The organism is Klebsiella sp. Q11 (assembly GCF_964241505.1).
In the GTDB taxonomy this organism is placed as follows: Bacteria; Pseudomonadota; Gammaproteobacteria; order Enterobacterales; family Enterobacteriaceae; genus Klebsiella; species Klebsiella michiganensis.
In genome coordinates this window covers 40,626-57,866 of sequence record NZ_CAXSXW010000022.1, presented here as the reverse complement: position 1 = coordinate 57,866, position 17,241 = coordinate 40,626, and the positions used below count along the sequence as shown (strand labels likewise).

The 17,241-nt window shown below is 57.1% G+C and carries 12 protein-coding genes and 4 tRNA genes; 8 read left to right on the top strand and 8 right to left on the bottom strand.

The window, feature by feature from the left end; all coding sequences use genetic code 11:
* Position 1: 1 nt before the first annotated feature.
* Positions 2-205, bottom strand: coding sequence for a lipoprotein (locus ACESQ2_RS26670; protein ID WP_009651708.1), 204 nt, complete (start codon positions 203-205; stop codon positions 2-4).
* Positions 206-368: 163 nt separating this feature from the next.
* Positions 369-1,829 carry a PLP-dependent aminotransferase family protein gene (locus ACESQ2_RS26665; protein ID WP_009651706.1) on the bottom strand — a complete coding sequence of 487 codons (1,461 nt, stop codon included), beginning with the start codon at positions 1,827-1,829 and terminating at the stop codon, positions 369-371.
* A gap of 132 nt (positions 1,830-1,961) precedes the next feature.
* On the opposite strand from ACESQ2_RS26665, the gene ACESQ2_RS26660 reads away from it, so the two are divergent.
* The 4 genes from ACESQ2_RS26660 (at position 1,962) to cyaY (ending at position 7,524) form a co-directional block, all read left to right on the top strand.
* A complete protein-coding gene (locus ACESQ2_RS26660; RefSeq protein WP_373171560.1) occupies positions 1,962-3,608 on the top strand; it encodes an amidohydrolase in 1,647 nt (548 codons plus the stop codon).
* 204 nt (positions 3,609-3,812) lie between these two features.
* A complete protein-coding gene (locus ACESQ2_RS26655) occupies positions 3,813-5,489 on the top strand; it encodes an MFS transporter (protein WP_373171559.1) in 1,677 nt (558 codons plus the stop codon).
* 86 nt (positions 5,490-5,575) lie between these two features.
* Positions 5,576-7,159: an MFS transporter gene (locus tag ACESQ2_RS26650; RefSeq protein WP_046878128.1), complete on the top strand. Its 1,584-nt coding sequence runs from the start codon at positions 5,576-5,578 to the stop codon at positions 7,157-7,159.
* Positions 7,160-7,203: 44 nt separating this feature from the next.
* Positions 7,204-7,524, top strand: coding sequence for an iron donor protein CyaY (gene cyaY / locus ACESQ2_RS26645; RefSeq protein WP_004097546.1), 321 nt, complete (start codon positions 7,204-7,206; stop codon positions 7,522-7,524).
* A gap of 136 nt (positions 7,525-7,660) precedes the next feature.
* Here cyaY and cyaA read toward each other — a convergent pair whose 3' ends face one another.
* Positions 7,661-10,210, bottom strand: coding sequence for a class I adenylate cyclase (cyaA, locus tag ACESQ2_RS26640; RefSeq protein WP_009651720.1), 2,550 nt, complete (start codon positions 10,208-10,210; stop codon positions 7,661-7,663).
* 346 nt (positions 10,211-10,556) lie between these two features.
* On the opposite strand from cyaA, the gene hemC reads away from it, so the two are divergent.
* Genes hemC through hemY form a run of 4 tightly spaced genes read left to right on the top strand, consistent with a single transcriptional unit; the run spans position 10,557 to position 14,647 of the window.
* A complete protein-coding gene (gene hemC / locus ACESQ2_RS26635) occupies positions 10,557-11,498 on the top strand; it encodes a hydroxymethylbilane synthase (protein ID WP_025108409.1) in 942 nt (313 codons plus the stop codon).
* Positions 11,495-12,235: a uroporphyrinogen-III synthase gene (hemD, locus tag ACESQ2_RS26630; RefSeq protein ID WP_004097542.1), complete on the top strand. Its 741-nt coding sequence runs from the start codon at positions 11,495-11,497 to the stop codon at positions 12,233-12,235. Before hemC ends, hemD begins: the two co-directional genes overlap by 4 nt.
* Before the next feature lie 21 nt (positions 12,236-12,256).
* Entirely contained in the window at positions 12,257-13,447 is a 1,191-nt protein-coding gene (gene hemX / locus ACESQ2_RS26625; RefSeq protein ID WP_004097536.1) for a uroporphyrinogen-III C-methyltransferase, read from the top strand.
* A 3-nt stretch (positions 13,448-13,450) separates the two neighbouring features.
* Positions 13,451-14,647 carry a protoheme IX biogenesis protein HemY gene (hemY, locus tag ACESQ2_RS26620; RefSeq protein ID WP_046878129.1) on the top strand — a complete coding sequence of 399 codons (1,197 nt, stop codon included), beginning with the start codon at positions 13,451-13,453 and terminating at the stop codon, positions 14,645-14,647.
* Positions 14,648-15,231: 584 nt separating this feature from the next.
* On the opposite strand, the gene ACESQ2_RS26615 is transcribed toward hemY, so the two are convergent.
* The 5 genes from ACESQ2_RS26615 to ACESQ2_RS26595 form a co-directional block, all read right to left on the bottom strand.
* Positions 15,232-15,308, bottom strand: a tRNA-Pro gene (locus ACESQ2_RS26615).
* 45 nt (positions 15,309-15,353) lie between these two features.
* Positions 15,354-15,440, bottom strand: a tRNA-Leu gene (locus ACESQ2_RS26610).
* A 22-nt stretch (positions 15,441-15,462) separates the two neighbouring features.
* A tRNA-His gene (locus tag ACESQ2_RS26605) sits at positions 15,463-15,538 on the bottom strand.
* Between the two features lie 55 nt (positions 15,539-15,593).
* Positions 15,594-15,670 (bottom strand) — tRNA-Arg (locus tag ACESQ2_RS26600).
* Between the two features lie 102 nt (positions 15,671-15,772).
* Entirely contained in the window at positions 15,773-17,158 is a 1,386-nt protein-coding gene (locus ACESQ2_RS26595; RefSeq protein WP_014227461.1) for an amino acid permease, read from the bottom strand.
* Between the last annotated feature and the right edge of the window lie 83 nt (positions 17,159-17,241).

Below are 17,241 nucleotides of genomic sequence, written 5' to 3'. Positions count from 1 at the left end.
GTCAGTAATTCACCTGGGTCGGACCACCGCTATCACCGCGATCGTTACGATCCGGCGTAGAGCTCTGGATACCGCTATCAACCGGTTTAGTCGGCGGAGGCGCCGTTTTATCCGCTGGCGGGAAATAGAGCGGCCCTTTCAGACCGCAGCCGGTGAGGCTGAGGACCGCAAATAAAACGGCAAGCGCTGGGAAAACGTTTTTCATGGATAGTAGCCCGTAATTCATTCTTTCTGTTTTCTATCATCGCAGGAGAAGACGTAAAAGCAAGCGTTTAGGGCAGCTTTATGACATCTGAAAAGCGGCTTTCCACCAGGGTTACAGCGCAAACGCGTTGGTAGATATACGCTGAGTATTCATTTTAGCAGGGTCACTGCCAGCATTTTTTTAGCACCTGTATCGACTGCACAATATCCGCTTCCATCACGCCGGCAAATCCCAGCACCACGCCGTAATGATGGCGGCTTTCAGGCGTACCGGGGATCCACAATGCGCTCAGCGGCGTAATTTCCACGCCTGCCGCCTGGGCCTGGCTAACGAGACGGGTTTCTGTTTCAGCATCATCCAGCGTAATCGCCGCATGTAGCCCCGAGGCCACTTCCGGCATCACGCCAATATGGCTCAGATGCTGATTCCACTCGGCCAGCAGCAGATCGCGACGGCTTTTACTGATTCTGCGCATTCGCCGGATATGGGGCTGGAAATGCCCCTCCGAAATAAAGCTCGCCATCACCTGCTGGTCGTTCATTGGCGGCTGGCGGGTGGATAGCGTACGCAGCAGGTTCAGCGGTTCCACCAGCTGTTGCGGAACCACCATGTAGCCCAGGCGTAGCGCGGGATACATCACTTTGGAAAACGAACCGATATAAATCACCCGATGGCGGTTATCCAGCGCGGCGAGCGGCATCAGCGGCGTGCCGTTATAGCGATACTCGCCGTCGTAATCATCCTCCATAATCCACGCCTGATGCTTTCTGGCCCACTCCAGCAGCGTCATCCGCCGCGATAGCGAGAGCGTCGCGCCCGTCGGGTACTGGCATGACGGGCTCACGTAGACCATCCGGGCGTCGGGATAATCCGTCAACTGCGCCGTCTGAAGCCCCTCATCATCAACGTTAATCGCTTTAATATTCAAACCAAGGCAGGAGAATACGCCCGCCGCCGCCCAGTGGCAGGGGTTTTCCATAATGACGTCCTGCCCGGCGCGCAGCAGCAGCGCGGAACAGAGCATTATCGCCTGTTGTGCGCCAAGGGTAATAATCACCTGAGCCGGATCGCACTTCAGGCCGCGCGAGGTATGCAGATAGCTGGCGATAAGCTCGCGCAGCTGTAAATCGCCCGCCGGAACGCCGTAACCCATTTGCGCAATGGGTCGCCGCCGCCAGAAGCGGTTTTGCAGGCGCGACCAGGTATCAAACGGGAAATGGTCAATCGCGGGCATGCCGATGCGAAAAGCCTTCGGCGGGCCATCGTGCACAAAATGGCGATTAAACCGCGCCGTCAGCGGCAGGCGCGAGTCGACGCGTAAGGCAGGAATTTCAGGGACGTCGGGGCCTTCGTCAACCTCCTGCCCGCGATAACGTATATAGGTGCCGTCGCCCTGTCGGGTTTCAATTAAATCATCGGCATATAAACGCTCGTAGACCGAGACCACCGTATTGCGAGAAACCCCCAGCAGCCGCGCCAGCTCACGCGTCGCGGGTAGTTTAGCCCCGTGAAGACCGGGCGTATTCACCATCTTCTCTCTCAGGGCGCGATAAAGCTGCTCGCTACGCTTTCTGCCAGCATCCAGCTTTATACCCGTTAAATCAAAAGGCAGAGCAACCGACAAATTGGCACCTTAATATCGTGGGTTTTTGGTCCTGTTATACATCCAATATGACAATTAGCATAGGCGCATTAATACTCATGATGAAAGCGACGCCTTTCATCGCTCTCTGAACCCTGAATGATTGAGCCTACTATGTCAGCATCAGAAATCACGATTTTTGCCGCCAAAAAAATCATTACGATGTGCCCGAACCGCCCGGAGACCACCCATGTCGCGGTGCGCGGCGGCCGTATTTTAGGCACCGGCACGCTTGAAGAACTCACCGGCTTTGGCGAATACCAGCTGGACGAGACCTTTGCCGATAAAGTGTTAATGCCCGGCCTGATTGAAGCCCACTCGCACGTCACCGGCGGCGGTATGTGGCAATTCCCCTATGTGGGTTACTACGATCGCCCGGACCATACCGGTAAAGTCTGGAAAGGCTGCCGCTCTTTTGACGACGTCGTCAGCGCGCTGCAGGCGGTGGAACGTGAGATGACCGATCCGCACGCGCCGCTGATCGCATGGGGCGTTGATCCCATTTATTTCGGCAGCGAAAAGCTGGGCCGCGAACATCTGGACCGCGTCTCAACCACCCGTCCGGTCGCGGTTATCCATATGAGCATCCACCTGATGGGCGCCAATACCGCCGCGCTGCACGACTGCGGAATATTTGACGACTGCCAGATCGAAGGCGTGGTGAAAAATCAGGACGGTACGCTGCACGGCGAGCTGGTGGAGTTCGCCGCCATGGGGCCAATCCTGAATAAATATGGTTTCTGGGACGAACTCACCACCGAAATCGCCATCGCCAATTTCGGCCAGGAAGCGTTTCGCGCAGGCTGCACCAGCGCAGCCGATATGGGTCTGACCGATTTCAGCAATCCCGAGCTGATGACCAACTACATCCGCATGACCCGTGAAGAGGACTTCTCGATTCGTCTGCTGGTGGCCTACGGTCCTCCTTTCGTCAAAAAACCCTTCCAGGAAGCGCTGGATTTCGCCCCGGACGTCATGCGTCACGGGCACGAAAAAATGCACTTCGGCCCGATGAAAATCTTCCTCGACGGCTCTATCCAGGGTGGGTCAGGACGGATGCTGGAGCCCTTCTATTATCTGGATGGCCACAACGGCGCGTGGAACGCCACGCCGGAAGAGGTGGAGCAGCAGGTCTACGACATCATGTCCCGCGGCTACCAGGTTCACTGCCACTGTAACGGCGACGAGGCCTCGGAAGCGTTCATTAAAGCCGTCGAGAAAACCCTGAATCGTATTCCTGCAGTGAACCACCGCGCGGTGATGCAGCACGCGCAGATGCTGCGTGAAGATCAGTTCAAACGCATCAAAGAGATGGGTATGGGCGTGAACTTTTTCAGCAACCACATCTATTACTGGGGCGATCAGCACTACAGCAAAACCATGGGCCCGGAGCGCGCAATGCGTATGGACGCCTGCAGCAGCGCGGTGCGCCACGGTATTCCTTTCGCCTTCCACAGCGATTGCGGCATCACCCCCATCAACCCACTGTTCACCGGCTGGTGCGCGGTGAACCGCCTGACGGCATCCGGGCGCGTACTGGGCGAAGCGGAAAAAATCTCCGTCGATCAAGCGCTGCACGCGATGACCCTCGGCGCGGCGTGGACCATGAAAATGGACCATCTGATCGGCAGCATCGAATGCGGTAAATATGCCGACTTCACCGTGCTGGAAGAGGATCCGCAGGCCATCGAGCCGGTTCAGCTTAAAGATGTGAAGGTCTGGGGCACCGTGCTGGGCGGTAAGAAACAGCAAATCCAGTAATCCTGTTGCGAACATTATCCACCCGGCGTCGTCGTCGGGCGGATAGCTATTGCACAAAATCATTCACATTGCATCAAGGCGGCACCTGAGAGAATCCTCGGTCACTTATTACAGTAAGCGACCGGGGTGAACGCAGGCAGCCAGCACAGAGGCAGCTTGAAGGATGATGTGTAGATTGCCTGAAATTAACCACAGAACACGATCATGACGACAAATTCAGTAATTAACTCTCCCGGCATGTCGCGCAACGCGGCCGCCGATACGGCGATGAAATGGTTGCCGCTGCTGGTGCTGTGCCTCGCTCAGCTTTCGACATCCGGCGATAATGCCACGCTGAGCATCGCTACCGGCGCGCTGGTCAAAGACCTGCACGCGTCAATGGATCTCATCAGCATCGCCAACGCGATGTATTCGCTGGCCGCGGGCTCTCTGATGGTCGCCGCCGGGATGGCCGGGCTTATCGTCGGCTGGAAGAAAACCTTCCGCATCGGCTGCGCGCTGCTGTTTCTTGCCGAGCTGACCGCTTATTTCTCACCGAACATGCTGGTCTTCACCTACGGCGCCCGTCTGCTTTCCGGTATTGGCGGAAGCTTTATGATCCCTTCGGTGCTGGGGCTTATCGCCAGTAACTACAAAGGCCGCCAGCAGGCGATCGCCTTTGGCGCGATCGGCGCGGCAAGCGGCGTCTCCTTCGCCGCCGGCCCGTTGATTTGCGGCCTGCTGGTTGACCACCTCGGCTGGCGCGCCGCGTTTGCCGCTATCGCCGGCCTGTGCATCGTTATCTTCAGCGGCTCCTTCCTGGTCCCTACGCCGGCAAAACCTGAACGCAAAGTGGTGTTCGATCTGCCGGGCGTCGTCCTGACGGTTATCGGCCTGTTCAGCGTGATCCTCGGCTTCCTGAAAGTATCAAGCTGGGGTCTGTTTACGCCGTTTAACGCGCCGTTCACCGTTATGGGCCTTAGCCCGGCGCCGTTCCTCGTCCTGTTTGGCCTGATCGTGCTGGCGATTATGCTGAAGTGGGAGCGCCATCGCGAAGCCACCACCGGCAGCGCGCTGATTCCGCTGTCGTTCCTCGCAACGCCGCAGGTGCGTAACGGTCTCTATCTGACGGCGTTTATCTTCCTCGCCTACGGTTCCGGTATTTTTGTGACCGTGAGCTTTGTACAGGTGGTTGCCGGGCTGAACGGTATTGAAACCGGCTTGCTCATTCTGCCGTTTGCGCTGGGCGTCGTGGTCTTTTCGCTGGGGCTGCCGATCGTCTGGAAAAACGCGAATCCGAAACGGATGTGCCAGAGCGCGCTGCTCATCGGCACGCTGGGTTCCGTGTTGTGCATCTTCGGCTTCGGCCCGTCCGATTTCAGCATGATCGTGCCGGTTGGGATGTGTCTGATTGGCGTCAGTATGGGCATCGTTTCCGCCTATTCCAGCTATATTGTTACCAGCGCCCTGCCGGCGCGCGATGCGCAGCAGTCCGGCGGCGTGCAGGCGACTTCGCGTAACGTCGGCCAGGCAATCGGCGTAGCGGTTTGCGGTATGGTGATGCTGACGGCGATCACCATGACGGTACAGGATATGGCCAGCCACGACGCTTCGCTAAGCCAAGATACACAGCAGAAGGTGGCAAATCTTTCCGTTATTCCTTATCTCAGCGATACGGGTTTCTCAACGCTGATGCTGGACCAGGGCGTGAATCAGAAGGATGTAACGGAACTCAACCAGGTCTATAAAACCGCCCGCCTGAAAGCCACGCGAGCGGGGATGGTCGCCACCGCGGTCATGACGCTGCTGTTTTTATTCGGGACGCGCAATCTTCCCGTCCGCGCCAGAGGTTCTGATGACGCAGCAGGAGAAGAGCCGCATGCGAAGAAGTCGAAAATCTGAGTTAAGATCGAAAGATAACTAACAATAACGCGCCCCTCCCGCGAGGAAGGGCGCGTTTTGTCGTTTCTATCAAAAAGGAACACGCTGTGACCACCAACCCTACACCGACAAACTGGTTACCTTTGGTTGTCTTATGCTGCGCACAGTTTCTGGCTTCCGCCGATAACGTGACGTTAAGTATCGCCACGCAGGCGCTAATGAACGATCTGCACGCCACGCTTGGGCAGGTCAGTACAGCGAATACCATGTATCCGTTGGTTGCGGGCACGTTTATGGTGGCAGGCGGAATGCTGGGGTGTATCTGGGGTTGGCGGATGCTGTTTCGCATCGGCTGCCTGATTTTTATCCTCGCCGAAGCCTGCGCCTTTTTTTCGCCATCGATCGCGCTCTTTACCTGGGGCGCGCGTCTGACCGCCGGGATAGGCGGTAGCCTGATGATCCCCGCCGTTTTTGGCCTGATCTCTGCCCTGTATCAGCAGCGACGACGGGTTGCCGCCTTTGGCGCGCTGGGTGCCTCCAGCGGCATTTCATTCGCCTGTGGTCCAATTGTATGCGGATATTTGCTGGACCACGTCGGCTGGCGCATCGCGTTTGCCTCGCTTGGCCTGCTGGCGCTGCTTATCCTGCTCTGCTCCGTCATCATCCCGGCATCAGAAAACAAACGCGCCGCTATCGCCTTCGATACCCCGGGCTTTCTGTTAGGCACCCTGGGGCTGTTCCTGACGATTTTCGGTATTCTGCGCATCCCGGTCTGGGGGCTGGTTATGCCCTTCGACCCGGCAGTGAGCGTTCTCGGCCTGAGCCCCGCCCCTTTCGTTATTCTCTGCGGCCTGATGGTGCTGGTGATGATGCTGCGCTGGGAACGTCATTTTGAAGCCACCACCGGCCACGCTCTGCTCCCCGCGGTTTTCCTGAAAACCCGCCTGGTGCGCCACGGGCTCTATCTCACCGGTTGGATATTTTTTGCCTACAGTTCGGCTATTTTTACCGTGGTGAGTTTTGCGCAGATTGTTAAAAGCGTATCGGCGATGGAAACAGGGCTGCTGATACTCCCTTTTGCGATATGTCTCGCCGCCTGTTCGCTGGGCCTGCCGCTGTTTATTCAGCAGCGAAACCCTCGCCGCCAGTGCCAGATGGGGCTGACGGCGGGAATCGCCGGCGCTCTGGTCGCCGCCGCGGCGCTGCACGTAACGGGGTTTACCCCTGTACTGATGGCGTCAGGGCTTTGTTTAATCGGCGCGGGGATGGGCACCATCGCGGCCAATGCCCCGATACTGGTCACCACTGGCGCAGGGAATCGGCACGCCGAACAGTCCGGCGGCGTTCAGGCCGCCTCGCGCGATATCGGGCAGGCATTAGGAATGGCGTTAATCAGTACCGTCATGCTCACGGTGTTGACCTTTCTGATGAAATATCAGGTACAGCACGACCTGGCAATGGGCCTGGCCGCCCGACAGGCCATCGGCCATCTCACGTTTATCCCCTGGACGAGCGATCGGACTTTCCATCAGCTTATCCAGACACAAAACCTGGCGCCCGGCGATCTCTCTGGCCTTCTTCAGCATTATCAACAGAGCCGGATGCTGAGCGCGCGTTACGGGCTGCTGGCGATGGCGATCGTGACGTCTCTACTGCTGATCCGCCTTCGCCATCTGCCGAAGTCATCGTAGATTGCGCTATACTGCCGCCACGATCAAAAAAGCGGGAAAGAACCATGAACGACAGTGAATTCCATCGCCTGGCCGATACCCTGTGGATGACCATCGAAGAGCGTCTCGACGACTGGGATGGCGACAGCGATATCGACTGTGAAATCAACGGCGGCGTGCTGACTATCAGCTTTGAAAACGGCAGCAAAATTATTATCAACCGCCAGGAGCCGCTGCACCAGGTGTGGCTGGCGACAAAACAAGGCGGCTACCATTTCGACTTGAAAGGCGACGAGTGGGTATGCGACCGCAGCGGCGAAACCTTCTGGGATCTGCTGGAACAGGCGGCGACCGCGCAGGCCGGTGAAGCGGTGAGTTTTCGCTAAACGCGCGTGACTCGAGTTCCCCGGATTGCGGCTAACGCCGTATCCGGGCGACAAAACCCATATCACCCCGAAGCCCAGGCAAGCGAAGCGCCCCCGGGAAATTCACCTGCGCCGAATGACAGGTCTACGCGGCGGGTCATGAGTAGTGCTGCAACATCGATGATGTCGCGGAATCCTCACCTGCAGCAAGGGTGGCCGCGGCAATCACCTGGCTGCGGAACGGGATCACCTGTTCGCGACCGTCGACGTCGACGATTTGATAAAACTGCGGCAGGTTAAAGTTGATAAAGCTGGAGCCGTAGGTAAAGCGGTCGTGCGACGAAGAGTAGAAGCGGCTGACGTCGCGTACCAGCTCTTCTTTGCTACCTTCGCAGTGGTGATACACCTCGGCGCGGTTGCTCTCATCAAGGATATAGATGTTAAATCCGTTATCGTTATCCGCATCTTCAAAGAAGAACTGAATAATCCCTTCGCTGGCAAAACCATCCACCACCTGCGGCAGCCTGACGTGGTTGGTTTCCACCTGCACCGACAGGCCGTGCAGTTTGTTATGCGAAATCGCGCCGTAGAATTCGATGGCGTTTTCCAGCTTCTGTACCGAGACGTTAAGACGCTCGAAGAAGAGCCCCCAGGTCTGCCCGGAAACGCGTAGCGCTTTAAAACGGCCGGTATCCTGGCGGGTGCTGGAAAGACGCAGCTCAACGCATTCAGACACCAGCTGCTGCACGCGAGTGCGGATCAGGCCGCGCAGATGCTGGCTATAGCAGAAAACTTCCACGCTATCCGGCGGCGCGGCGTCCTGGTGCATCTTGCCAAGAATGGTTTTCAGCGCTTCGATCATCGCCTGCTCGCCATTAAAGTGCAGCGTGCGCACCTCGTTCCACGAGTTGCGATACAGCAAATCGATGCTGCCAATCAGGCACTTTTGCTCTTCGCCGAAGCTGAAAACATCCAGCTTGCGGAAGTCGAAATGCACCACCTGATTGCGGAAGGCCGCCGTCGGGTCATATTCGAGGTTGACGATAATCGCCAGGTGGCGAATTTCGCAGGGGCTATACAGCGCTTTCGGCGTCGGAGACGGCAGGCGCAGCGGGAAGTGATGCGCCACATCGGCCACCATCTCCTGCAGTTTTGCCAGGTCGACAATCCCGTTGCCCTTAATAAACAGGCGCGTACGTGACGTCAGCAGGCCGTTAAACCAGGCCCAGGCCACCAGCTTATTAAGATAACGGTTATATTCCAGCGGCTGATGGCTGATGATCGATTCCATGTCCGGCGCGCGGTTATAGACATACCAGCCGGTACGGTTGGCACGGCCCGGCGGCACGTGGATGAAAGTCAGATTCGGCTCAGACAGATCCGGCGAAATTTGCGGGTTTACCAGGGTCACTTTCCCCGGCAGCGCTTCAAAGGCGGCGTACAGCTTACGCGTCAGCACGCCAATATCCTGCGGGCTGGCGGAAACGCTCAGGTTATTACGGCGCGCAAAGCGAATCAGGTTGCGATAGCTCTGCATCATCGCATCAAGCAGTTCGTTGTGCGCTTTACGGACTTCGTCAATCTTCCAGTTGGCCCGGTTATCGAGCATCATCAGACGCTTTTCATCCCAGCCCCACTCTTTCACCAGGTGGCTGACGACTTCACGGCGCCAGCCGACGCAGGCGCGCTCGCGGCTCAGCTTCTCGCACACTTTTAAATAGAAACATCGACGCACCAGATCGAGGCGCGTTTCATCTTCGATGGCCTGCAGATAGAGCGTGACGCGCTCCAGCATCATGCAGTAAGGGTCAAGGCCAAACGATACGATTTCACCGTCATGCAGGCGCTGCTTGATATCTTTCGCCAGCAGACGGTTGTTGGGGTACTCCCAGGAGTACGCTTCCAGCAGCAGCGTCTTCAGCACGGCCTTATAGGGCGAGTCGATACTTTTATACAGCTGCCACAGGCTGGCGCCGAAGTACTCTTCTGCCGAGAGGGAGCTCAGGCCGCCGAGATCCAGCCATTCGTTCGGCGTCAGCACGCCCTGCGCGTAGAGGCTCATCACGTAATCGTCGTAATGCTCTTCTTCATCGCACGGCACCATATTCCACAGAATACGTTTCCCGGCAAGGCGCACCGCGGTACGGTAAAACTCATCCAGCAGCAGGATGTGTTGAGTTGAGCCGCAGTCTTCACCGCCCAGGCTGCCGCTTTCGTTATGGCGGAAGCGGTTTTCGTCGATCAGGAAGAAGCTGACCTCAACGCCCAGCGACGCGGCCCAGCTCTCGAGCAGGCTACATTTGCGCTGCAGCAGCTGGCGCTCTTCGCTATCCAGCCATGATTGGTGGCATACCCAGATATCCAGGTCGGAAGAGCAGCTTTGGCCGACGGAAGACGTACTGCCCATAGAGTAAAGGCCGGTGATCGGCAGCTCGCCTTTCGGCGGCTCTTTGGCCAGCATTCCACGGTTGAGCTCGAGTTCATCAAGATAGTGACGTTGGGTTTCATCAGGCGTGTAGAGGCAAATGCCACGGGGAACGTTACCGTCAAGGTAACCCGGCATCAGCGGATGATGATAATGTAGTAATGTCGGCAGTAGACTGTAAACCTGCTGGAAAGCGGGTCCCATGGCAGCAAGGGCGCGATCCACGCGCAATTGGTTGATGGCATCCAGTCTCTGTTTCAGTGTCTCAATATAGAGGTACAAGACATATCGCCTGATGTTCAAAAACCCGACGTACAATAGTACGGAGAGTTTCAGTATTTCAACAAAAACCGTCACCATTCGTCGTCGGTGTGGTTGTGATGAACTGCTGACTGACAAATGGTTTAAAACGTGATCAATCTAACACCTTGCTGATTGACCGTAAAGAAAGATGAGCTACATACAAGTGTAGCACCCTTTACTACGTGTAAATTCTTCACTACGTTTGCGGCAACCCGCAAACGCATGAAAGGCTAAAAAAATGGCCGCGACCCTTAACCCCACAAAACTAACATCCCTAAGACAACAATGTTAGGATGGTTAGTGGTCGACTATGACGGTAACAAGCATGTTAGACAAAGTTTTGAGAATTGCCACACGGCAAAGCCCGCTTGCGCTATGGCAGGCACATTATGTGAAAGAGCGCCTGGAGTCCTGTCATCCGGGGCTTTCCGTTGAGCTGGTGCCTATGGTCACCCGCGGCGACGTGATCCTTGATACGCCCCTTGCAAAAGTGGGCGGTAAGGGCCTCTTTGTGAAAGAGTTAGAGCTGGCCATGCTGGAAGGTCGCGCCGACATTGCCGTCCATTCTATGAAGGACGTGCCGGTGGAGTTTCCCGAAGGGCTGGGGCTGGTGACCATCTGTGAACGCGAAGATCCGCGCGATGCCTTTGTCTCGAATCACTACGCTTCCATTGATGAACTCCCCCACGGCAGCATCGTTGGCACCTCAAGTTTACGCCGTCAGTGTCAGCTGGCCGCCGCGCGGCCGGATCTCACGATCCGCTCCCTGCGCGGCAACGTTGGCACGCGTCTGGGCAAGCTTGATAGCGGCGAGTACGACGCCATTATTCTGGCCGCCGCAGGGCTTAAGCGCCTGAACCTTGAGGCGCGTATTCGTCAACCGCTGTCCCCGGAGCAATCTCTGCCCGCCGTCGGCCAGGGCGCGGTCGGCATTGAGTGTCGCCTTGACGACGAATGGACCAAAACGCTGCTGGCCCCGCTGAATCATACGGAAACGGCCATCCGCGTCCGCGCTGAACGGGCGATGAACACCCGGCTTGAAGGCGGCTGTCAGGTGCCTATCGGCAGCTATGCCGAACTGATCGACGGTGAGCTATGGCTGCGCGCGCTGGTTGGCGCGCCGGATGGCTCACACACGGTACGCGGCGAGCGGCGCGGTCGCCCGGAAGATGCCGAAACGCTGGGCGTCGCCCTTGCCGAAGAACTTCTGGATAACGGCGCTCGCGACATTCTCGCCGTCGTCTACGCAGGAGAAGCGCCTCAATGAGCATTCTGGTTACCCGTCCGCTGCCGCAAGGCGAAGAGTTAGTCAGCCGCCTGCGCGCGCTGGGACGCGTGGCCTGGAGCTTTCCGCTCATTGAGTTTACCCCGGGCCGTCAGCTCCCTGAGCTGGGCGGCCAGCTGGCAAGCCTCGCCGCAGGCGATTTGCTCTTCGCGCTATCTCAGCATGCCGTCGAGTTTGCCCACGCTCGCCTCCAGCAGCAGGGGCTGCGCTGGCCCACGGCGCCCGACTATTTTGCCATTGGCCGCACCACCGCGCTGGCCCTGCATAAGGTCAGTAATCGACAAGTTCGCTACCCGTTAGATCGGGAAATCAGCGAAGTCTTGCTACAATTACCTGAATTACAAAACATTGCGGGGAAAAAAGCGCTCATCCTGCGCGGCAACGGCGGGCGGGAATTACTCGGTGACACGCTTCGCGAACGCGGCGCTGATGTCACTTTTTGTGAATGTTATCAACGTAGTGCAAGGCACTACGATGGCGCAGAAGAAGCAATGCGCTGGCAGTCTCGCGGGGTTTCGACGCTGGTCATCACCAGCGGCGAGATGCTGCAGCAGCTCTGGACGCTAATACCACAGTGGTATCGCGAACGTTGGCTCCTGAGCTGTCGCATTTTCGTTGTCAGTGAACGTCTGGCCGAGCAGGCCAGGGAATTGGGCTGGCAGGATATCCAGGTTGCCGATAGCGCCGACAACGATGCGCTGCTACGCGCATTACAATAACTCTCAACATTGGAAGCCATAATGACGGAACAACAGAATCAATCCGCCGTGGTTGAAGAGACCAGGGAGGCCGTGGAAACGACGCCACAGCCAGAGAAGAATGTCGAAAAGAAAAACGGCGGCAGTAAAACCAGCCTCGCCCTGAGCGCAATAGCTATCGCTATCGCCCTCGCCGCTGGCGTAGGCCTTTATGGTCTGACGAAGACTCAGGCAACCCGCCAGAGCGAAGCCAGCGCCGGGCTATCCAGCCAGATCGCCGCGCTGCAAAAAGCGCAGGAGAGCCAAAAAAGCGAGCTTGAAGGCATCATCAAGCAGCAGGCCGACCAGCTGACGGAAGCGCAGCGTCAGCAGGATTCTCTGGCGAAGAAGCTGGAAGAAGTGCAGGAGAAGGTCGCGGTCATTTCCGGCAGCGATGCAAAAACCTGGCTGCTCGCGCAGGCTGATTTCCTCGTAAAACTGGCCGGACGTAAGCTGTGGAGCGATCAGGACGTGACGACCGCCGCCGCGCTGCTGAAAAGCGCCGACGCCAGCCTCGCCGATATGAACGATCCGAGCCTGATTTCCGCCCGTCGCGCCATTACCGACGATATTGCTTCGCTTTCCGCCGTGAGTCAGGTCGACTACGACGGCATCATTCTGAAAGTGAACCAGCTCGCCAACCAGATTGATAATTTACGCCTGGCGGACAACAACGACGATGACACCCCGATGGATTCCGATAGCGATGAGCTATCCAGCTCCATTAGCGAGTGGCGGGTAAACCTGCAAAAAAGCTGGCAGAACTTTATGGACAGCTTTATTACCGTTCGCCGCCGCGATGAGACCGCCGTGCCGCTGCTGGCGCCAAACCAGGACGTCTATCTGCGCGAAAACATCCGCTCCCGTCTGCTGGTCGCGGCGCAGGCGGTTCCGCGTCATCAGGAAGAAACCTACAAACAGGCGCTGGATAACGTCTCGACGTGGGTTCGTGCTTACTACGACACTGAAGATGCCACCACCAAAGCCTTCCTTGAGGACGTGGATAAGCTCAGCCAGCAAAGTATCACCATGAACGTACCGGAGAGCCTGCAGAGCCAGGCGCTGCTTGAGAAACTGATGCAAACGCGGGTACGTAATCTGATGGCGCAGCCGGCTGAAACCCAGGCCAGCGCCCCGGCTCCCGCGCCGGCACCTGCTGCCCACGCGCCAACGCCTGCGCCACAAGGAGAGTAACGCATGTTGAAAATTCTCTTACTCTTCGCGCTGCTGCTTGCCGGGATCGTGGTCGGTCCGATGATCGCGGGTCATCAGGGCTACGTCCTGATCCAGACCGATAATTACAACATTGAAACCAGCGTCACCGGGTTAGCGATCATCATGATCCTCACCATGGTAGTGCTTTTTGCCATTGAGTGGCTGCTGCGGCGCATTTTCCGCACCGGCGCGCATACCCGCGGCTGGTTCGTGGGCCGCAAGCGTCGCCGCGCGCGTAAGCAAACCGAGCAGGCGCTGCTGAAGCTGGCAGAGGGCGATTATCAGCAGGTTGAGAAGCTGATGGCGAAAAATGCCGATCACGCTGAGCAGCCCGTTGTGAACTACCTGCTGGCGGCAGAAGCCGCCCAGCAGCGTGGCGATGAAGCCCGCGCCAACCAGCATCTGGAGCGCGCGACAGAGCTCGCCGGCGACGACCTGATACCTGTCGAAATCACCCGCGTACGCCTGCAGCTGGCGCGTAATGAAAACCACGCCGCCCGCCACGGCATCGACAAGCTGCTGGAGATCACGCCGCGTCATCCGGAGGTCCTGCGCCTCGCCGAGCAGGCCTACATTCGTACCGGCGCCTGGAATCCGCTGCTGGATATCATTCCATCAATGGCGAAAGCCAACGTCAGCGATGAAGAGCACCGTGCCGAACTGGAACAGCTGGCGTGGATTGGCCTGATGGATAAAACGCTGGCCGATGGGGGCAGCGAAGGTCTGCGCGACTGGTGGAAAAGCCAGAACCGAAAAACCCGCAGCCAAGTGGCGCTACAGGTGGCAATGGCTAATCGCCTTATCGAAAGCGACGACCATGATACCGCGCAGCAGATTATTATCGAAGGTCTGAAAAAGCACTACGACGATCGTCTGGTGATGCCGATCCCGCGGCTGAAAACGAATAATCCGGAACAGCTGGAAAAGGTGCTGCGCCAGCAGATCAAAACGGTCGGCGACCGTCCGCTGCTGTGGAGTACGCTGGGGCAATCGCTCATGCGTCACGGCGAGTGGCAGGAAGCCAGCATCGCGTTCCGCGCAGCGCTCAAGCAGCGCCCGGATGCGTTTGACTACGCGTGGCTGGCCGATACTCTTGACCGCCTGCATCAGCCGGAAGAAGCGGCGACGATGCGTCGCGACGGCCTGCTGTTAACCCTGCAAAACAACCCGCAGCAGTAATGCCCTTCTCGCCTCCATCGGGGGCGAGAATCTCTTCTCTTCCCGCCTGAACGTTTCTCTATCCCTGAAAAGAAAAAAACGCCTGCTCTGAAACCAGGGCAGGCGTTAAAACAGGTCTGTTTGACAACAAATTGGGTGCTTCACTCAACGTAGTGTCCATGGTGTTTGATGAGGCTATATGCTTCATCCTTCACGCTGTCTCTTCGTTGGCTGCACACGCTCACCTCAGTCACTTACCTTTGTAAGCTCCGGGGGATTCCCGTGCTGGCCGTCTCGACACATCATGAATGATTTAGCATATAAAATGCGACATCTGTCAGTGGACGATAAGCACCGTAAAACGGCTCTGCATCATTCCTGAGTTTATGAGGCACTAAGGCGAACATAAGAGATGGAATGAGCATCTACCCGTTTATTATCGCACAGGAGCGGTAGAAAATGCATCTATCCGCACAAGGAATTGGGACTATTCTGGACAATAAATCGCATGCTGATTAGCGAGATATTTTTTGCGATATCAGGGAGATAGGAACGTTTTTGCCGAAGCGGAAAACAAAAAACCCCGCCGAAGCGGGGTTCAAAATTGGTCGGCGAGAGAGGATTCGAACCTCCGACCCACTGGTCCCAAACCAGTTGCGCTACCAAGCTGCGCTACTCGCCGATGTACTGCTTTTTTGAATTTTTAGTTCAATTCTTTATAAAGTCGTGGTGCGAGGGGGGGGACTTGAACCCCCACGTCCGTAAGAACACTAACACCTGAAGCTAGCGCGTCTACCAATTCCGCCACCTTCGCAATATCACAACTTTCTAAATAATGGGGTGGCTAATGGGATTCGAACCCACGACAACTGGAATCACAATCCAGGGCTCTACCAACTGAGCTATAGCCACCACTGCAAATCTTTTACGCGGTATTGAAACCACCGCAGCTCCAGCACCGGGTAAATGGTGCGCCCGACAGGATTCGAACCTGAGACCTCTGCCTCCGGAGGGCAGCGCTCTATCCAGCTGAGCTACGGGCGCTTAGCGCCGTTGCGGGGTCGGATAATACGGACTTCCTACCCCGCTGTCTAGTGCCTTTTTAAAGAAAATTATTGTTTGCTCATGCTTTGTGCGTTTTGTTGCTTATTGCGCCACATTATCAACATTTCCGCGTCGGCCAAGGCCAAATACCTTATAAATAAGCGTCACGGCGGCGAGGAAAATCATTCCGACAAAGAGCGACATACGCGTATCGTCGTTAAATCCCATCCCTATCAGCACGCAAATCAGGAACGCCATGGTCAAATAGTTCGCCCACGGGAACAGCAGCGAGCGAAACGGATGGCTGGCCATCGCTTCTTTATGCACGAGACGAAAACGCAGCTGGCTAATCAGAATCACAAACCACGGCACCATCCCCGGCAGCACGCTGGCGCTGTAGACGTAGACGAAAACGCGCTGTGGATTAGGGATAATGTAGTTCAGGCACGAGCCGACCAGCAGAATCAGGATCGACAGCGCCACGCCCGCTGACGGCACGCCGTTGCGCGAGACTTTGGCGATGGCCGCGGGCAGCTGACGGTTTTTTGCCAGCGCGTAGAGCATGCGTCCGCAGCTGTACATGCCGCTGTTACAGCCGGAAAGCGCCGCCGTGAGCACCACAAAGTTGATAATGCCCGCCGCCGCGGTGATGCCGATTTTGGCAAAGGTCAGTACGAACGGACTGCCGTTGGAGCCAATTTGATCCCACGGGAAAATAGTGACGATCACAAAAATCGCCCCTACATAGAAAATCAGGATTCGCCACAGCACCTTGCCAACCGCGCTACGCAGCGTAACCTGCGGGTTCTTCGCTTCACCGGCGGTAATCCCGATAAGCTCGACGCCCTGATAAGACGCGACCACGATGCACAGCGCCGTCAGAAAGCCCTTCCAGCCGCCGGCGAAGAAGCCACCGTGCTCGGTCAGATTGCCAAAGCCAATGGCGTGCCCGCCGTTGCCAAAGCCAAAGAAAATAACGCCCAGCCCCACCACGATCATCACAATAATGGTGGTGACCTTAATCATGGCAAACCAGAATTCAATTTCGCCGTACAGCCGTACCGCCGCGAGGTTCGCCAGCGCCACCAGCCCGACGGCAATCAGCGCCGGTATCCACTGCGCCATATCCGGGAACCAGAACTGCACATAAACCCCGATAGCCGTAATCTCCGATATCCCGACCGCCATCCACATAAACCAGTAGGACCAGGCGGTGAGATAGCCGAAAAACGGGCTCATATAGCGGTGTGCGTAAACGGCGAACGATCCGGTTACCGGTTCGAGGAACAGCATTTCGCCCATCGAACGCATGATGAAGAAGACAAAGAGCCCGGCGATAATATACGCCAGCAGAACCGAAGGTCCGGCCCACTTCAGCGTACTGGCCGCGCCCATAAATAACCCGACGCCAATTGTCCCACCAAGAGCGATTAGCTCAATGTGCCGCGCCTCCAGTCCCCGCTGAAGTTCCGCTTTTTTCTCAGTCATATAGCCTCTTGTGTTTGCCCTGCTCCGGGTTTAAGCGCATCCCAACAGGGATGTGTCTATGCCGGTTATTTTTATTGAATGAA

Bases quoted from the DNA above. Each gene is read 5' to 3' on its own strand.
- ACESQ2_RS26670 (WP_009651708.1), bottom strand. From the start codon at position 205: ATGAAAAACGTTTTCCCAGCGCTTGCCGTTTTATTTGCGGTCCTCAGC.
- ACESQ2_RS26660 (WP_373171560.1), top strand. From the start codon at position 1,962: ATGTCAGCATCAGAAATCACGATTTTTGCCGCCAAAAAAATCATTACG.
- ACESQ2_RS26655 (WP_373171559.1), top strand. From the start codon at position 3,813: ATGACGACAAATTCAGTAATTAACTCTCCCGGCATGTCGCGCAACGCG.
- cyaY (WP_004097546.1), top strand. From the start codon at position 7,204: ATGAACGACAGTGAATTCCATCGCCTGGCCGATACCCTGTGGATGACC.
- hemC (WP_025108409.1), top strand. From the start codon at position 10,557: ATGTTAGACAAAGTTTTGAGAATTGCCACACGGCAAAGCCCGCTTGCG.
- hemD (WP_004097542.1), top strand. From the start codon at position 11,495: ATGAGCATTCTGGTTACCCGTCCGCTGCCGCAAGGCGAAGAGTTAGTC.
- hemX (WP_004097536.1), top strand. From the start codon at position 12,257: ATGACGGAACAACAGAATCAATCCGCCGTGGTTGAAGAGACCAGGGAG.
- hemY (WP_046878129.1), top strand. From the start codon at position 13,451: ATGTTGAAAATTCTCTTACTCTTCGCGCTGCTGCTTGCCGGGATCGTG.
- ACESQ2_RS26595 (WP_014227461.1), bottom strand. From the start codon at position 17,158: ATGACTGAGAAAAAAGCGGAACTTCAGCGGGGACTGGAGGCGCGGCAC.